We start from the raw sequence: 18,033 nt of genomic DNA, 5'->3' as shown, positions 1-18,033 counted from the left end.
CACAGTCGAAAATTTTCTTTCAGCTCGAGGGCTTTCTTATTTTCGTGCAGCCCCCAAACTATCCAAGACTTCTGGATATAGTTTGTACTCTGTTTCGTGGATACGAGTTTCGAAAGTATCAAGGGTATCCCCTTCAAGGCGTGGCACACGGACTTGTTTGATGACCTTACCGGTATCAACACCAGAGTCCACCCAGTGAATAGTCACGCCACTCTCAGTAACACCAGCATTCCAAGCATCCTCAATGCCATGAGCGCCTGGAAATTCAGGGAGATAAGCTGGGTGAATATTGATGATACGGCCTTCATAAGCTGCTAACAAGGTTGGACCGACGATTTTCATGTAACCTGCGAGACAAACCAAGTCAATCTGGTGTTCATCTAAGAGCTCAACAATGGCTCCTTCGTAGTCTGCTTTGCTCTCAAATTCCTTGAGTTCGAAGGCATAAGATAAAACCCCTAGCTTTTCGGCACGCTCTAAGACATAGGCATCTCGGTGATCTGAGAAAACAAATTCTACTGGAAATTGTTCCGCAATCACCTGAAAGTTTGAGCCGTTACCAGAGGCAAAAACAGCAATCCTTTTAGTCATTATTTAATCACCACACTTGCGCCATCTTTCTTCACAATACGACCAATTTCATAAACAGGTTCGTCAAGAAGTTCTTTGACACGTTCCACATTCTCTGGTTTAACCGCAAGCATAAGACCGACACCCATGTTGAAGATTTCAAACATTTCTTCGTGTTTAATTTCACCATATTTTTCAAGGGCTTTGAAAATTGGAAGAACTGGAACCTTGCTTTCGTCAATTTCAGCAGCCAAGTCATCCGCGAACATACGTGGCACATTTTCGATAAAACCACCACCTGTGATGTGGGCAATACCATTCACCAATTCTTCTTTGATGAGTGGCAAAACAGCCTTGACGTAGATACGTGTTGGTTCCAAAAGAACGTCTTTAAGTTTCTTCCCTTCCAATTCTGGGAGGACTTCTTCACCTGTGTAATCAGCAAAGACACGACGAACAAGTGAGTAACCATTTGAGTGGATACCGCTTGAAGCAAGCCCAAGAATCACATCCCCTTCAGCTACTTTTGAACCGTCGATGATTTGAGATTTTTCTGCCACACCTACTGCGAAACCAGCCAAGTCATAGTCGTCTTCACCATACATACCAGGCATTTCAGCAGTTTCCCCACCGATGAGGGCCGCACCTGCTTGTACACAACCTTCAGCCACACCCGCAACAACTTGTTCTAGTTTAGCTGGTTCATTTTTACCTGTTGCAATATAGTCAAGGAAGTAAAGAGGCTCAGCACCTGCAGCGATGATATCGTTGACACACATAGCCACACAATCTTGTCCGATGGTATCGTGTTTGTCATACTTGATAGCCAGCATTAACTTAGTACCAACACCATCTGTACCCGAGATCAAAACTGGCTCTTTGACACCTGTTTTTGAAAGGTCGAACATGCCACCAAAACCACCAAGAGCTCCCATGACACCTGCACGCTCCGTACGTGCCACGTGTTTTTTGATCCGTTCAACAACTTCATAACCCGCTTCAACGTCCACACCTGATTGGGCATAAGCATTTTTATTTGTCATTTGTTTATTCCTTTTCCTTTCCTTCAATGGGGAATTTTATTTGTAAAAACTCGTTTTTTCTTCCAAACTTCTACGATATTCTTCTTCATAATCATAGAGAGGAGTTGGATAGTTCCCATCAAAGTAAGCCACACAGAGACCGCCATTTGGCGCATCTGTTTCAATCCCAATAGAGTCAATCAATCCATCAATAGAAAGATAAGTCAGACTATCCGCACCAATGATTTGGCAAGTTTCCTCAACGGTATGATTAGCCGCAATCAACTCCTGACGTGTCTGGATATCAATTCCGTAGAAACATGGATAGGCAAGAGCAGGACTCCCAATGGCAACGTGAACTTCTGATGCCCCCGCTTCTTTCAAGAGTTGGACAATACGACGTGATGTTGTTCCACGTACAATGGAGTCATCAATCATGACCACACGTTTGCCTTTCACAACACCAGATACAGCAGAGAGCTTCATTCGCACTCCTTGTTCCCGTAATTCTTGAGTCGGCTGGATAAAGGTCCGTTGCGTATATTGGTTCTTGATGAGCCCCATTTCATTTGGCAGACCTGATTCTTCGGCAAAGCCCATTGCTGCACTGAGTGAGGAATTTGGTACCCCAACTACAATATCAGCTTCGTGCTTGAACTCACGTGCTAATTGAGCTCCCATTCTCTTACGAGCTGTATGGACATTGACACCGTGGATGTTAGAGTCGGGACGGGCAAAGTAGATGTACTCCATGGAACAGATTGCCAGCTGAGTATCGTTTGTGTAGCTATCATACTGGATACCACTATCATCAATAATGACAATCTCACCTGGTTTTACGTCGCGAATCCACTCCGCACCGATGACTTCAAAGGCACAGGTTTCAGAGGAAACCACAACTGCTCCATTGGCCATTTTCCCGATTGACAGAGGACGGAAGCCGTTTGGATCAAGCGCTGCAATTAGCTTATCTTCAAACATCAAGAGATAAGCAAAACCACCTTTAACAAGACTGAGCGCTTCCTTGATCTTGCCCATCAGGTTTGGATTGTGGCTACGACGAATCAAGTGAGCCAAGATTTCTGAATCAGAAGTCGAGCTAAAGATTGCCCCTCTTTGTTCCAATTCTTGCTTGAGCGATTCTGCATTGGTCAGATTCCCGTTATGAGCCAAACCAAACTGCATATCGTGAAAGCGAAAGAGGAAAGGTTGGATATTGTCTACAGAAGCTTCTCCCGCAGTCGCATAACGCACGTGTCCAATCGCTCCAGTTCCTGTCAATTTATCCAAATTAGCAGGATTTTTGAAGACTTCTGATAAAAGCCCCATATCACGATGACGCTTCAATTGTCCATGGTCATTGGAGAGGATTCCTGCCCCCTCCTGACCACGGTGCTGAAGACTATGGAGTCCAAAATAGGTCATTTTGGCAGCATCTTGGTGGCCCCAGATGCCGAAAACACCACATTCTTCATTAAGAGATTTTACTTCGTATGTCATTTTCTATACCTAATTTTTATTTCTGTATCATTCCTTAGCGATACTACAGCGGAATGATACGGTAGAAGCTCGTTTCACTCGCAACAACAAATCATTTTCAATTATCGCAAGTTACATCTACTTGTTTTTACATTTACTGATGCTTATCTATTAGAAAATCTGCAAATCTTATTTTCCAGTAAAGTATTTAACCGCTGATGCAAAGAGGTGCTGGTCTTTATTTCCTGGAATATTTTGGAAGAGACCGTCTTCGAAACGTTCTGAGTGACCCATCTTACCAATGATTTGACCGTTCTTACTTGTGATACCTTCGATCGCATTGACAGAACCATTTGGATTGTATTTTGAATCCATGCTTGGCTTCCCTTCGAAGTCAACATATTGGGTAAAGATTTGACCATTGTCACGAAGCTCTGCGAATTCCTCAGCTGTCACGACAAATTTGCCTTCACCGTGTGATACTGGGATGGCATGAATGTCACCAACTTCTACTCCAGCAAGCCATGGTGAGTTCGTGTTGGCAATCCGTGTTTCCACCATCTTAGCCACGTGTTGGTTGGCATCATTGTAGAAGAGGGTTGGACTCGTGCTGCTTGCATCTTCAAAGTTACCATATGGAAGAAGACCTGATTTAACGAGGGCTTGGAATCCATTACAGATACCGATAATCAAACCACCACGTTCGATGAAGCTATCGATAGCTGCACGCACTTTTTCATTGAGCAAGATGTTCACGATAAATTTAGCAGATCCATCTGGTTCATCGGCTGCTGAGAAGCCACCTGCAAAGAAGATAATATTAGCTTTTTCGATATTGTCAACCATAGTGTCAACAGACTTGACAATTGCCTCTTCATTCAATGTCACGAATGGTACCAAGTTGACTTTTGCACCTTCTTTTTCAAAGGCCTTAGCTGAATCGTACTCAGAGTTAGTACCTGGGAATACTGGGATGTAAACCACTGGTGTCTCAACTGTTTCTTTAGCTTTGATTACAGCATCAGATGCTACAGCAGGTACTTCTTCCAACTCAGTTGCTTGTGCAAATTCCGTTGGGTAAACCTCTTCCAATTTACCTTGGAAGGCACTGTCAAGTTTGTATCCATCAAGCGTTACACCATTGACAGTAAGTGTAAAGTCAGCTACTGTTCGTCCAATCTTGGCAACACCTGCAATGTCTTCAGGCGATGTGAAGACGAATCCACCCAATTGAGCTGTCAAGCTAGTGTCAAGGTCTGCTAATTCGACGTTTGCACCAATATGGTTACCAAATGTTGCAAGGGCAAGAGCTTCAACCACACCACCATATTTGACAGCTGATGCAGATGTGACTTTATGGTCAGCTTGAATTGCTTCAAATTGAGCAAAGTTAGACTTGATAAGATCAAAATCAATTTCTTGTGCCAAAGCTTGACCTGGAATATAGTAAATATTTTCACCAACAGCCTTAAATTCTGGAGATAGGACCTTACGGCTATCTGCTGTTGTCACACCAAAAGCAACCAAGGTTGGTGGTACGGTCAATTCTTCAAAGGTACCAGACATAGAGTCTTTACCACCGATAGATGGCAAACCAAGTTGAATCTGAGCTTCAATGGATCCAAGGAGAGCAGCTACTGGTTGACCAAAACGCTCTGCTTGTTTATCCATACGCTCGAAGTACTCTTGGTAAGAGAAGCGAGCCTTAGACCAGTTTGCACCAGCAGCAACCAAACGAGCTGTTGCTTCGATGACTGCATAAGCAGCGCCATGATATGGAGACCATTCTGCTACATAAGGGTTGAATCCTTGCGCCATAACAGAAGCAGTTGTTGTCACGCCATGTTGGACTGGCAATTTCTGTACAGAAGCTTCCGTTGGTGTGATTTGGTAACGACCACCAAGTGGGTGATTAACTGTTGAACGACCAACTGAGCTATCAAAGATGGTTTGTAAACCTTTTTGACTGGCATGGTTAAGGTCAGCCAAGACTTCAAGAGTATCAGCTTCAAGGGTTTCAGCTGATGTTTGACGTTCTTCTGGAAGCTTGACATCCTTGTCAACCACCTTAGCATCTACGACCACACGTACACCGTTTGTATCAAGGAAACGACGTTCCAAATCAACGATGGTTTCACCATTCCAGTGCATGACAAGATTTGGTTTTTCAGTCACTGTCGCAACGACAACAGCAGCAATATTTTCTTTGTTACATGCTGCAATGAAGGCGTCTACGTCTTCTGGACGAACCACTACAGCCATCCGCTCTTGAGATTCAGAGATGGCAATTTCTGTACCGTTCAAACCTTGGTATTTCAATGGCACTTTGTCTAGATCAATTTCAAGACCATCTGCCAATTCACCGATAGCCACACAGACACCACCAGCACCAAAGTCATTTGATTTCTTAATCAGACGGGTCACATCCCCATTACGGAAAAGACGTTGAATCTTACGTTCTTCGATGGCATTCCCTTTTTGAACCTCAGCACCAGCTGTTTCAACAGATTCAACTGTTTGAACTTTAGATGAACCTGTCGCACCACCGACACCGTCACGTCCAGTCTTACCACCGAGCAAGATAATCACATCACCTGCTTCAGGTTTTTCACGGACAACATTTTCCTTAGGAGCCGCACCGACAACTGCACCTAGCTCCATACGCTTAGCAACGAAACCTGGGTGGAAGTATTCACGAACATAAGTTGTTGCAAGACCAATTTGGTTACCGTATGAAGAATAACCGTGAGCCGCTGTTTTAGAAATCACTTGTTGTGGCAATTTACCAGCACGAGTTTCAGCAATTGGTGTTGTAATATCACCAGCACCTGAGATACGCATGGCTTGGTAAACGTATGAACGCCCTGACAATGGGTCACGAATGGCACCACCGATACAAGTAGCCGCTCCACCAAATGGTTCAATCTCAGTTGGGTGGTTGTGAGTTTCGTTCTTGAACATGAGAAGCCATGGTTCTTTGACACCATTGACATCCACTTCAATTTCAACTGAGCAGGCATTGATTTCATCAGACACTTCCATGTCATCCAAACGACCATTAGCACGCTCATAACGACCAAAAATAGTCGCCATATCCATCAAGGTTTGAGGTTTTTCTGTACGTCCCAACTCATCACGCATGGCAATATACTTGTCATAAGTCGCTTGCAATTGTTTTTCAAATTTAGAAGCTGAGAAGTCGATGTTTTTCAACTCAGTCTCGAAAGTTGTGTGACGGCAGTGGTCAGACCAGTAAGTATCCAACACCTTGAGCTCAGTCTCAGTTGGTACACGTCCAATGGACTTGAAGTAATCTTGAATGAAGAGAAGGTCATCCACTTCCATGGCCAAGCCTTGCTCAGCCTTATACTGTGCAAAATCTTCTGCTGTAAAAATTTCAAAGAAATCCAAGTTTGGAATGGTCTTGTCAGACTCAGAGAAACCCTGTTTCGCAATGCCAACAGTGATATCTTTGAAACGAGAATCCACTGGGTTCAAGAGGTAGTTTTTGACAGCTTCCAACTCATTCGCATCAATATCCTTGTTAACCAAGTAAAGTTGCGCTGTATTCACTGTTACATCATTTGAACTACCAAGCAAAAGCAAAGCTTCTTGTGAAGATGCCGCACGTTGGTCAAATTGACCAGGCAAACTTTCGATAGCAAAGAAAGCATAATTATCAAGATCAGCCTTAACCGCAGCTTCATCTAAAACAGTATCGGTCACTTGCTCAGAGAAGATGTGTTTTTCCGCACGCGCAAACAAGTCCTCTGCCAAACCAAAGACATCGTAAACCTGAACAATACGAAGATCCTTCAAAGTTTTCAACTGAAGATTATGCTGTAATTCTTTTACTAAAGACTGAGATTTTACACGAAAATCAGCTTTTTTCTCAACGAAAATACGTTTATCCATTTTATTTCCTTTATTTCTATTCAAATAGGTTATCGAAGACGAAGGTTTTCCGTTTCAAACAAGTTACTTCAATCCTTGCAATTTTTCCAATACAACTTCATAAACATCTGTCAAGCTACCAAGATCACGACGGAAAACATCCTTGTCCATATGGTGCCCTTCAGCATCCCAAAGACGACAGTTATCTGGAGAGAATTCATCTGCCAAGATGATCTTGCCATCCTTATCAAAACCAAATTCCAATTTGAAGTCAATCAAGCGAAGATCAATTTGTGCAAACCAATCTTTCAGCAATTCATTGATACGACGCGTTTCTTCCTTGATATAAGCAATTTGCTCATCATTGGCAATATCCAAGAACTTGACATGCTCATCATTGATAAATGGATCATCCAACTCATCGTTCTTGTAGTAGAATTCAACGATTGGAGTTTTCAAGTCCAAACCTTCTTCCACACCAAAACGTTTTGAGAAAGAACCTGCAGTTACGTTACGAAGCACAACCTCCAAAGGAATGATTGTCACTTTTTTATTCAATTGTTCTGTGTCAGAAATACGTTCGATAAAGTGTGTCGCCACACCAGCAGCATTCAATTTTTCAAAAATAAGAGACGAAATCTGATTATTCAGCACACCTTTACCCTCAATGGTCTCTTTACGAGCTCCATTCAGCATGGTTGCCTGGTCCTTGTAGACCGACTTAATCACATTTTCGTCTTCTGTAGTATAGATATCTTTAGCTTTTCCCGTATAAATAAGTTTACTGGACATTTTCTTGTTCGCCTTTCGTATTACTTTACATCATTCTAACACAACAGATACTAAAAATCAAATATTTCACGAACTATATTTGATATCATATCTGAAAAAGTACAGAAAAATCGCAAACGAATTTTCATTTGCGATTTTCTAAGATTGATTTGAATTAGAATGCGAACCTTATTCTCGTTTCAAAAAGCGGTCAAGATAGTAGCGTAAAAAACTCTTCCTACCTGTAATCATAGTCAAACGACCTTCAAGTCCATAACGAAGTTTTTCTGCTTGTTCAGCATTCAAATCCGTCTCTGCCTCTAATTTAAAGAAATTGCCCTTTTCTGTCTTAGTCGCACTGGTATCGATATTCGTAATCTTGGAGGTCAATACTAGCTGCTTATTGGCATCCGTTACCGTTGTAAATCGTACCTCATTTCCATGCTTGAGACCAGCCACTTCCTTAGAACTGATATAAGCTGTTAGTTTTGCCTTTCTCTCTCTAGCCAACTGCGGAAAAAGGTGAGCGAGAATAGTTCCTTCTGGAATGATGGTAGATCGACTATGCTCAGGATTCAAATGTAGAACACCATCTTCTGTTGCTGTAATTTTCCCCTTGTCTAAAAGATTTCCTTGAATCTTTTTACCCGACTCCGCTTCAAGAATTTTCTGATCCAAGAGCGTTAATTCCTGGCCTACCTTGGCTAGTTGCTGAGATTTTAATGACTCCAACTGACTTCCCAATCCAGATGCATAAGCTTGCTGGGCTCCTGAACCTGCATACTGTACTCGATAACCTGCAAGAGTTGACTCCAACTGAGTGATTTGAGCATCTAGCTGAGATAAGGCCTGCTGTTTGGTTCCCGATCCCTGCTCCTTTGTCGACTGATAAATAGCATAAGCCGGATGATCACTCTCTAAGTGTCCATCACCCTGAATAGCAGACTTGGCTTGCTGATATTCTTTAATTTTGGACTGGGTTTCTCCGATGAGATTGCCTAATTCTGCCTGACTACCACTGGCTGCTGCATTTTGAGATGATATACTAGCATTTTGTTGCTCAACCTGACTTCGCAGACTAGCAGCTTGATTTAGATAATCTAAAAAACTATGCTGATAGCCAAATTTATCTGCTTCTGGAAATTGATCACTTCCTGCTTGAAGGCTTGCTTTTAAATACTCCAGTTGAACCTTCTGATCCTTGAGCATTTCCAACTGACTGGCATAATTCTCAGCCTGAACGGCTTCTGCTCCCTCTTGGTATTGAACGAGAAGATCCCCTTGCTTGACAAACTTATTTTCAGCCAAATGATTCGCCACAATCTTACTATTACTACTAGACTGAATGGTAGCAATGATACGAGCAGGTTCTACCGTAGCTCCAGCTGTCAAGCTTATCTCCTTTTGTGCAAAGATTGAAAAGAGTAGCAGGAATAAAAACAAGATAAAGCTTGGAAAAATCACATAACTAGAAAAATTATGGTAACGACGATTGTAAAACTCAGCACTTTCTAAAAATTCTGATTGCATCTTTTCTCCTCTCTAACTATTCACCAAGTGGGCATAAAAACCACCCTGAGCCAGTAATTCCATATGTGTCCCCTCTTCGACAATCTTGCCCTGATCCAAAACGACAACCTTCTCTGTCCGCTCAGCAATGGTCAAGCGGTGGGCGATGAAAATCAAGGTCTTATCCAAAGCCATCAGATTATCGACAATTCGCTTCTCGGTCAAAATATCCAGACTGCTGGTCGCCTCATCCAAGATCAAGACAGGTGCATCAGTCAAGAGAGCACGCGCCAGAGCGATCCTCTGACGTTGCCCACCTGAAATCCCTGCCCCATCCGAAGTCAATTCTGTCTGGTAATTCAGTGGCATCCGCTCAATATCCTCCCGAATCTCTGCCAACTCCACTGCTCTCAAGATATCCTCCTGAGTCGTCCCCTCCTTAGCTCCGAGGAGAAGATTCTCCAAGATCGTTCCATTAAAAACGTAGGGTTGCTGAGGCAGATAGTTGATATACTGGCGCAGAGCCTTTTTATCAATCTGATTGAGATTGACGCCACCCAGGCTAATCTCCCCCTGACTTGGATCGTAAAAATTAACCATCATCTTAGCCAAGGTCGTCTTACCTGATCCTGAAATTCCCACAAAAGCCACTTTAGAGCCTTGCGGAATGGTTAGATTGATGTCCGACAAGACATCTCGACCATAGCCATACTTGTAGTGAACCTGCTTGAAAGTCATATCTCCTTCTAGCAAGCTCAAATCTGAGACTGTTTTCTTTTCCTCAAACTCAGATGCAACCAGGTAAACTTCATTCAGACGGTTATTAGCTACCTGCGCTGTCTGAAGTTTGGTTTGCAGATTGATGATATTCTCCAAAGGATTTGTAAAATAAACAAGCAAGGTATTATAGGTAATCAACTGGCCCAAACTCATCTTATTGTCCATAACTAGGAGAGCCCCCATCCAGAGAATGCCAACATTGAGTAAGAGTTGGGCAAGCTTTTTCAGAGCCTTTTGCTGACTTTCTGCCCGACTATAGGCAAAATATTTTTTCAGATAATCCACAAATTCCTTGTCAATCTTTTGATAACGGGAGGTTTCACTAGTCAAGGATTTTATCGTCTCAATGCCATTGATGTCCTCAATGATAGAAGAAGACAGAACCGCATTGGCTTCCATGGTATCCCGATTCATCTTTTCAAAGGGCTTCATAAAAGCAAAGATAATCACTGTGTAGATAGGAAGAGCTAGTAAACTCATGAAAAAAAGATTGCTATTCTGCGAAAATAGAACTACTGAAATAATCAAGACAGTAGATACATCCAAAAAGATTGACAGAATAGTCGAAGCCAGCGCATCGATGATACTGTTGGCATCCGTGAAACGAGACACGATTTCCCCTGTCCTGCGTGTCGCAAAAAAGGACATAGGCAGGTGAAAAACGTGCTTGATATAAGACAAAATCACATCAATCGACAAGCGTTGCCCCAAAACAAGTAAAAGATATTCCTGCGCATAAGATAAGATTTGCTGAAGGACATAAACGATGACTAGTCCTATTGAGATAATGCCCAAGGTTGAACGCATCTGATCTGGTACATAAGTGTCGATGATAGACTGAAGGTAATAAGAACCCACAATGTTAATCAAGGTCACCAAGAGGGTCGCCAAAACGATATTAACAATCAAACCTCGCTGTTTCACTAATATAGGGATAAAGGAGAGCAGACCATTTTTTTGTTCCTTATGAGGCTTATAAGTCGGAGATGGGGCCATAAAAATAGTGATTCCTGTCCACTCCTTAGCAAAACGCTCACGAGAAATCTTGGTCAGCTTAACACTAGGATCTGGATCTGCAATATGAATATTGTTCTTGTCTTGCCCAGTCACCACATAATAATGGAGCAATTTCCCTTCCTTAAGCACATGAGCCACAAAAGGAAAAGTTACATCCGGCAAATCAAACAAGGTCATGTCCGCCTTTATTGCTCGCGTCTCAAAACCAATTTCCTCTGCAACCTTGACTAAGCCTAAAGCCGTAGTCCCATCCATGGTCGTCTTGGCCAACTCTCGCAAGTGAGCCAGAGAATAATAACTACCATAATAACCAAAGACCATGGCTAATGAAGCCACACCGCAGTCCATCTGATCTACCTGAGGACGATAATGCCGTTTACTAAATTTCATATCCTACTCCTTTTCCTAACAATCTTCAAAGAAAACTTTGTAAGATTATTTTATCCAAACAAAGAAGCAAATAGAAAATTATTTCTAAAAAAACAATATCCTCACCTGAACAGCACTTTTTCCTAAATAAAAATAGGTAGAACAAACGTCCTACCTAGAAAATATAATGATTAATATTTCTTACCTTTTCCAATTTTTTTACGATTTACCACAAATTTTTAAATTAACGTCTACTTCCTAGATAACGTCCAAACATATAAGAAGTTCCTCCTAAAACTCCCCAAGCTACTGCTGTAGAAGCACTAGCAATGAAACCTCCCTTAGTTACAGCCAAGTCTTCCTCTATCATAATAGCAAATTTTTTATTCAGTTTTTTCATCTTTTATCTACTCCTTTTTAAATAATACTAGCTAATCCAATAGCTACTCCAACCAAAAGTCCTACTATTCCTGAGGCTGATATAATTATAGCCGCAAATTCTTCTGAGATATTCATTTATTTCTCCATTTTTTTAGTTCTTATTTCATTGATAGTAACTAAATGATGATTATTCAATAGCATTTGCCACATACTAATAATAGTTCTATTTAAACCTTGTCTTTACCTGAATCTAAATAACTCATCATCAAAATAAGCATCGGAACAAATAACTCTGTTTGGAAATATTTTTCAACATTAAAGGTAATTACATTTAAATCTCCTAATATGCAAAGCACTCCAAAAATAATTAAAAAGGCTCCCATTACATTTTTTAGATTTTTCATACAAGTTCACTTTTATTCCTTTTTAGTTCAATTTAATGATTAGTTTTCTAATAGATCATTTTTTATTTTCTGAACTACACTTATATCCTACATAAAATAACCCAAGCAGAATTGAATAGATTTCTGGATAAAACAAGGTATTGATCGGTTTTTTCAAAATCAAATACGTTACAATATAGATAATGACTGACACGATAAAATATCCTTCAGCAAATCCCAATAAAAATTTTTTATGACAATCCTATTTAATTTTTAATAGTATGTATCTGATTTCTACAAAGTATTATATCTTAGCTAAAATAACCCCATACAGCTAGTCCTACAGCAGATATTCCTCCGACAACATACCCCGCAACCTTAATTCCCACCGGAACAGCAACAACTGCTGCAGGAACTACTCCTCCAGCAACTGTTGCTAATTCATTTTCTGTCATTGCTGTAAAACGACTATCATTTACTAAAATCTCCATTTTTGAATCTCCTTACTCTAATTCACTTTCACTTTAAATATTTCTTTTCTATTAATATAGTATGTCAATACCACTAACAAAATGCAGTTCTCCACTGATACCTTTTCTAAATTAAGTAGAGAATAAATTAATAATATACTGTAAGATATTAAAACAAATCCTACATATATATTTTTCAACATTATATTCATAAAACTCACCTAAAGTTTTATTTCAGATTTTTTCCAACGTGATAAAGTCCTGCTCCTAGCATAATAGCGCCCCCTGTTACAGAAAAACCTTTAAACGCAGCTACTCCAAATGCTACTACTAGCGGTGCAACTCCCCCATCCACTTCCATCAGCTCTTCTTCCGTAAGAGCTGCAAAGTTCTGTTCCATTTTGTCAAAGTTTGTCATTTTTTTCTCCTTTATTTTTATAGTTTTTTTGTTTGTGATTGTTAACCTTTAAACCATTTTAAAAGCCAAATTGGATAAATAACTGAAATCATTTTTTCTCTCCTTCCTTATCTTCTCACTTGTCTATTCGAGAAATCATTTTAAAATTAATGAATAAATTTATTTTATTTAAAATACAATTTGATAAACCATGGAAGTAAAATTGGTAAATACATTGATCAGACTCCTTTCCTTTTCTTCTTACTTATCTATTCGATAAAATAATTTTAAAATAAACAACTAAGTCAAATTTATTTTAAAAACCACTTGATCAACCACGGATAAAGACCTGTCACATACATCAGTAATCCTCCTTTTTTGTTCTCATCTTTTTATTCGTAAACTCGACTATAAAACTTCAAAATCTTATCTTTTTTCGAGAAATAAAAAAACAACATGACTTGCATGTTGCTTTATGTTAGATTTTATCTTTAATGGCTTTTAATACATCTGCCACACTTTGAAGATGGTCGATTTCTTCATCACTGATTTCGATTCCAAATTCATCCTCAACGGTTAGAACAAATTCCATCAAATCTACCGAATCAGCATCCAAATCATCCTTCAAACTCAAGGCCTCTGTGACTACAAAGTCATCCCCTTGACGTTCTTGGATAATGGTCACGACACGGTCAAAAATTTCTTTTTCTGTCATATATATTATTCTCCTGAAAATTCACGCGCAGTTTGAGCAACTACGTCTGTTTCTAGCATGGTACGAATCTGACGAATCGTACTGTACACAGCCTTGGCATCACTTGATCCATGAGTCTTTACAACCGGCGCCTTGACACCAAACAAGACTGCACCTCCAACGTCAGAATAGTTGAGCTGCTTTTTCAAACCTCTAAGACTATCCTTAAGAAGAAGAGCACCTAATTTAGCTCGCAAACCGCCACCTGTAATAGCATTTTTTAGCAAGCCCATGATCCCCATGGCTGTACCTTCGATGGATTTTAGCACAGCGTTTCCCGTGAAACCGTCTGCCACGACAACATCTGCAACACCCTCCATCAAATCACGCGCTTCCACATTACCGACAAAGTTCAAACTCTCATCAGCTGCTAGCATGTCATAAGTTTCCTTGCGGAGTGGATCTCCCTTACTACTCTCTGTCCCGTTATTAAGCAAACCAACTCGTGGTTTTGCAATTCCACGAACATTTTTAGCATAGAAAGAACCTAAGATGGCGTATTGATGCAGGTGATGGGCTGTGTTTTCTGCATTGGCACCGAGGTCTAGCATGTCAAAACCTTTCCCATCAACTGTTGGTAAGGTTGACATAAGCCCTGGACGATCGATATTCTTGATGCGACCTACGATGAAAAATCCTGCCGCAAGCAAAGCACCTGTATTCCCTGCTGATAGCACGGCATCAGCCTCACCATCTTTGACAGCCTTAGCTGCCAAAACCATACTGGCATTTTTCTTTTTACGGATGGCTTTTGTTGGTTCATCATCCGAATCAATTTTTTCATCTGTATGGATAATGCTGACGCGTTCTGTAGCTGTTAGATATTGCTTGATTTTGCTTTCATCTCCGTAAAGTTGAATTTCAATATCTGAAAAGTCAGCAAGGGCTTGATTGACACCCTCAACGATGGCTTGGGGTGCGTAATCGCCACCCATTGCATCTACTGCGATTTTTTTCATTTGTCTTCCTCTTTTAGTAATTGTCCCCAATCGGCTAGGGAATCAATAAATTTCTTTGATTTTAGGTGAATTCCGACGTACTCTTCATAAATTTGATCCATGAACTGACGCAATTCTTGCTTGATTTCAGACTTGAGAGAAATAGTCTCTAAAGTCTCAAAGTTGATAGCTTGAAATTGATTGAGCAGATAGGGAATGTTTGGATTCAGATGACAACGTTTCTCGTCCTCATGGTAATGATCAGGACATAAGCAAGCACCATATTTGAAAGAAAAATCAAAGGCCTGACCCACCCGATGGCAAAAAACACACTCATTAAAATTAAGACTAATTCCAAAACGGGTCAAGATCTGAATTTCAAAAATATTGGTCAAAACTTGATAATCTAGCCCCTCTTCCATCAACTCTAAAGTCTTTTGTAAAAAAGCAAACAAGGGAGCATCTTGGTGATTGTCCTGCAAACTAGCATCTGCCAAAGCTGCCACATAGGTCGCATAGGCCATGACAAAGAGATCACTATTGATTTTTGGAAAGGTCATCACCTCATGATAGTCTTCAATATAACTAAGTCCATCATCATTGATTCGCAAAAGAAAACGAGCCAGCACCAAAGGTTGAATAACTGGAGCCAGTTTTGACTGACCGGCATGTTTGACAAAAAACATCCGCTTGCCGACCTGCTCTGTAAAAATCTTGACTAGCTTGTCATCCTCACGAAAATTACGATTGTAGAGCACCAACCCCTGACTCGTAATAGACTGAATCATGCTTCTCTCATGTACTCCTCAAGACGTTTCATAGCTTCTCTGATGGTTTCCATGCTAGCTGCATAAGACAAGCGCACATAACCTTCTCCATATTGACCAAAAGCTGCACCAGGGATAAAGGCAACAGCCTTCTTGTGAGCAAAATCCTTCAGAAAAGCAAACGAATCTTGATTGTAGCCTGCTGGAATCTTAGCAAAGATATAAAAGGCACCGTCAGGTTTGATAATCTCAAAACCAAGATTAGTCATTTTCTCGATAATGTAGTCCCGACGTTGGATATACTCTTTCTTCATCGGCTCTGCATCATCTTTACCAGCTGTTAAGGCTTCTACTGCAGCATGTTGCGCCATAGTATTCGCAGCAGTTACCAAGTACTGGTGACTCTTGATGAGTTGGGCTGTGAAATTTGCTGGTGCGAAGATAAAGCCTAAACGCCAACCTGTCATAGCATGTGATTTGGATAGACCGTTAATGATAATGGCCTGATCTCTCAGCATTGTTCCCAAAGAGACATGATTTTCCCCTGTATAAGTCAACTCTGAGTAAACCTCATCACAGACAACGAAAATCTCATACTTACGTAAAACGTCTGCCAAGGCTTCCAACTGTTCGCGACTATAAGTAATTCCTGTAGGATTGGCTGGATAATTGAGAATAACTGCCTTGAGCTTGTCACCTTGCTCGATAATAGCTTTCTCTAGCATTTCAGGAGTTAAGACAAAACCGTTCTCAGTCGTATCAATCTCGACAATCTCTGCACCAACTAGATTAACAATTGGTTCATAACCAGGATAGGCAGGAGCTGGCAAGAGAACCTTGTCACCCTCTTCTAAAATAGCTGTCAAAGTAGCTGATAGAGCTTCTGTCGCACCAATTGTGACCAAGATTTCATTTTCAGGATTATAGTCCAGCTGGTATTTTTCTTTTACAAAAGCACTAGCTGCCTGGCGTAAGGTCATCAAACCACTCATCCCTGTATAGTAGGATTGATTTTGGTCAATGGCGCGCTTGGCCGCCTCCTTGACATGGTCTGGAGTTGTGAAGTCAGGCTCTCCCAATGTCAGACGTAGAACCCCAGGAATCTCTGAAATAGCCTGGTCAAACTGACGAATCAAGGAAACTTGAATCTTATCTAATTGTTTATTAAATCGCTTGGTTAAGTCCATAGATACCCTCCTTGCTTAAAGAACATATGTCTATTATACTACAAAAGCTCTCTGACCGCAAAATCACACTAGCATAAGCAACTGATGTATGTTCATTTAAATTTATTACAACACTATGTTTTTAGAATACTCAATGAAAATCTCATGAAACTAAGAATCGAGGTTAAAGCATAACTAAAGTTAGGTAAGCCGAATATGACAACGTATTAGGAGATTTTCGACGAGTATTGAGAAGTTGCGTAAGGAAATAAATCGGATAGGGGTCAATATAAATCAGATCACAAAAAAAGTAAACGAAGATAATCAGGCTAGTCTAAATGAATTTAGTCAGATTCTTGAATTGTAGAAACATTTGAAAGATACAGTCAGACAATTTATTCAAAAACAAGAAAATCAAACAAAGGTACAGGACAGTTGGTTGTAATAAGAATTATTGTTGATATTCTCTCTTATTTATCCTAAATTTATAACTAAGGATAAGATGATGTCGGGCGACTGGTAACAGTTTGCTTAAATGTTACTGATAATTCAGCTTCAGGTTCGGCACTACCTTCAGCTTTAGGCTGTAAAGAACCCGCTCCACCACTGGTCCTATTCGTTTCACTCTTGGAGTATATTCAAGAGTTTTTTTCTTGCAAAAAAAGTTCAAAAAATATATACTGGCTATACACGATATAGAACGGAGATATACCATGACTACATCACTTGTTAAGCAATATAATTTTAAAATCAATGAGTTAGCAATGGAACAAGCTAGAGCCATTATCAAGGAAAAAGGAATGACCATGACGGATGCTATTACTCTTTTTATAGAGCAGATTGTCCTCGAACAGGACTTGCCAATCAAGACTGCAGAAGATTTACACCGTGAACAGTTGATTGAGGAATTACAAGCTCAATCCGAACGAGCCTTAAGAGAATATGAAGCAGGAAAAGGGACTTCCCTAGACAGTATGAGGGCACGCTATGGCTTATAAAGTAATTATTTCTGATGAAGTGACCCAAGCTATTGACAGCATTCATGATTACATCACTACTGTTCTTTTATCACCTCAGTCTGCTAAAAATACTGTGGGTAAAATTTTAGATGGCTTAAAAAGTTTAGAAGTCTTTCCTGAGGCTGGTTTTGACGCCGATGAAAAAATTGGTGTAAAGATTAACAGTAAGTTCCCTACACGAGGAAAAATTATTGGTCAGTATGTTTTACTCTACTTCATCGACCAAAAACGAAACACTGTTTTTTTATCTCACCTATTCCACACAAAAAGCGACTATGTCACTTTGCTACAAAATGGTAATAAAAAAAGCTCAACTGATGTACTGACCCCAAAAAGTTAGACAATTA

At 40.4% G+C, this 18,033-nt stretch carries 18 protein-coding genes; 3 read left to right on the top strand and 15 right to left on the bottom strand.

What is annotated here, in order from left to right; all coding sequences use genetic code 11:
- Positions 1–36: 36 nt before the first annotated feature.
- From purN to HMPREF2728_RS02880, 15 genes are all read right to left on the bottom strand, one after another.
- Positions 37–591 (bottom strand): phosphoribosylglycinamide formyltransferase, encoded by a 555-nt coding sequence (purN, locus tag HMPREF2728_RS02940; RefSeq protein WP_075226991.1) that lies wholly within the window; start codon positions 589–591, stop codon positions 37–39.
- Entirely contained in the window at positions 591–1,613 is a 1,023-nt protein-coding gene (gene purM, locus HMPREF2728_RS02935; protein ID WP_075226990.1) for a phosphoribosylformylglycinamidine cyclo-ligase, read from the bottom strand. Before purM ends, purN begins: the two co-directional genes overlap by 1 nt.
- A 36-nt stretch (positions 1,614–1,649) precedes the next feature.
- Positions 1,650–3,092: an amidophosphoribosyltransferase gene (gene purF, locus HMPREF2728_RS02930; RefSeq protein ID WP_075226989.1), complete on the bottom strand. Its 1,443-nt coding sequence runs from the start codon at positions 3,090–3,092 to the stop codon at positions 1,650–1,652.
- A 168-nt stretch (positions 3,093–3,260) separates the two neighbouring features.
- On the bottom strand, positions 3,261–6,986 hold the full coding sequence (locus HMPREF2728_RS02925; protein ID WP_075226988.1) for a phosphoribosylformylglycinamidine synthase: 3,726 nt from the start codon (positions 6,984–6,986) through the stop codon (positions 3,261–3,263).
- Between the two features lie 63 nt (positions 6,987–7,049).
- Positions 7,050–7,757: a phosphoribosylaminoimidazolesuccinocarboxamide synthase gene (gene purC, locus HMPREF2728_RS02920; RefSeq protein ID WP_060955048.1), complete on the bottom strand. Its 708-nt coding sequence runs from the start codon at positions 7,755–7,757 to the stop codon at positions 7,050–7,052.
- 168 nt (positions 7,758–7,925) lie between these two features.
- On the bottom strand, positions 7,926–9,266 hold the full coding sequence (locus HMPREF2728_RS02915; RefSeq protein ID WP_075226987.1) for a bacteriocin secretion accessory protein: 1,341 nt from the start codon (positions 9,264–9,266) through the stop codon (positions 7,926–7,928).
- Positions 9,267–9,278: 12 nt separating this feature from the next.
- The gene (gene comA, locus HMPREF2728_RS02910; RefSeq protein ID WP_075226986.1) at positions 9,279–11,432 is read right to left on the bottom strand and encodes a peptide cleavage/export ABC transporter ComA; all 2,154 of its coding nucleotides are present in this window, start codon (positions 11,430–11,432) and stop codon (positions 9,279–9,281) included.
- Between the two features lie 223 nt (positions 11,433–11,655).
- The gene (locus tag HMPREF2728_RS10815; RefSeq protein ID WP_186822189.1) at positions 11,656–11,811 is read right to left on the bottom strand and encodes a hypothetical protein; all 156 of its coding nucleotides are present in this window, start codon (positions 11,809–11,811) and stop codon (positions 11,656–11,658) included.
- 208 nt (positions 11,812–12,019) lie between these two features.
- Positions 12,020–12,196 (bottom strand): hypothetical protein, encoded by a 177-nt coding sequence (locus HMPREF2728_RS10810; protein WP_186822188.1) that lies wholly within the window; start codon positions 12,194–12,196, stop codon positions 12,020–12,022.
- Positions 12,197–12,486: 290 nt separating this feature from the next.
- Positions 12,487–12,666: a class IIb bacteriocin, lactobin A/cerein 7B family gene (locus HMPREF2728_RS02905; RefSeq protein ID WP_061863745.1), complete on the bottom strand. Its 180-nt coding sequence runs from the start codon at positions 12,664–12,666 to the stop codon at positions 12,487–12,489.
- A gap of 208 nt (positions 12,667–12,874) precedes the next feature.
- Positions 12,875–13,063: a class IIb bacteriocin, lactobin A/cerein 7B family gene (locus HMPREF2728_RS02900; RefSeq protein WP_061863746.1), complete on the bottom strand. Its 189-nt coding sequence runs from the start codon at positions 13,061–13,063 to the stop codon at positions 12,875–12,877.
- 457 nt (positions 13,064–13,520) lie between these two features.
- On the bottom strand, positions 13,521–13,757 hold the full coding sequence (locus tag HMPREF2728_RS02895; protein ID WP_075226985.1) for an acyl carrier protein: 237 nt from the start codon (positions 13,755–13,757) through the stop codon (positions 13,521–13,523).
- Between the two features lie 5 nt (positions 13,758–13,762).
- Positions 13,763–14,755 carry a phosphate acyltransferase PlsX gene (plsX, locus tag HMPREF2728_RS02890; protein ID WP_075226984.1) on the bottom strand — a complete coding sequence of 331 codons (993 nt, stop codon included), beginning with the start codon at positions 14,753–14,755 and terminating at the stop codon, positions 13,763–13,765.
- Complete coding sequence (gene recO / locus HMPREF2728_RS02885; protein WP_075226983.1) at positions 14,752–15,522, bottom strand: DNA repair protein RecO; 771 nt, start codon at positions 15,520–15,522, stop codon at positions 14,752–14,754. Before recO ends, plsX begins: the two co-directional genes overlap by 4 nt.
- Positions 15,519–16,688 (bottom strand): pyridoxal phosphate-dependent aminotransferase, encoded by a 1,170-nt coding sequence (locus HMPREF2728_RS02880; RefSeq protein WP_075226982.1) that lies wholly within the window; start codon positions 16,686–16,688, stop codon positions 15,519–15,521. Before HMPREF2728_RS02880 ends, recO begins: the two co-directional genes overlap by 4 nt.
- A gap of 235 nt (positions 16,689–16,923) precedes the next feature.
- Between HMPREF2728_RS02880 and mobC the strand changes: the two genes are divergently transcribed.
- The 3 genes from mobC to HMPREF2728_RS02870 all read left to right on the top strand — a co-directional run bounded on the left by mobC (position 16,924) and on the right by HMPREF2728_RS02870 (position 18,026).
- Complete coding sequence (gene mobC / locus HMPREF2728_RS10945) at positions 16,924–17,034, top strand: plasmid mobilization relaxosome protein MobC (RefSeq protein WP_239681984.1); 111 nt, start codon at positions 16,924–16,926, stop codon at positions 17,032–17,034.
- Between the two features lie 346 nt (positions 17,035–17,380).
- Positions 17,381–17,665 (top strand): type II toxin-antitoxin system RelB/ParD family antitoxin, encoded by a 285-nt coding sequence (locus HMPREF2728_RS02875; protein WP_000213598.1) that lies wholly within the window; start codon positions 17,381–17,383, stop codon positions 17,663–17,665.
- Positions 17,655–18,026 (top strand): type II toxin-antitoxin system RelE/ParE family toxin, encoded by a 372-nt coding sequence (locus tag HMPREF2728_RS02870; RefSeq protein ID WP_075226981.1) that lies wholly within the window; start codon positions 17,655–17,657, stop codon positions 18,024–18,026. Before HMPREF2728_RS02875 ends, HMPREF2728_RS02870 begins: the two co-directional genes overlap by 11 nt.
- Positions 18,027–18,033 lie beyond the last annotated feature (7 nt).

The organism is Streptococcus sp. HMSC061D10, from assembly GCF_001808865.1.
In the GTDB taxonomy this organism is placed as follows: Bacteria; Bacillota; Bacilli; order Lactobacillales; family Streptococcaceae; genus Streptococcus.
Note: the sequence above shows the minus strand (reverse complement) of the source record. Positions and strands in the feature narration are given on the sequence as shown.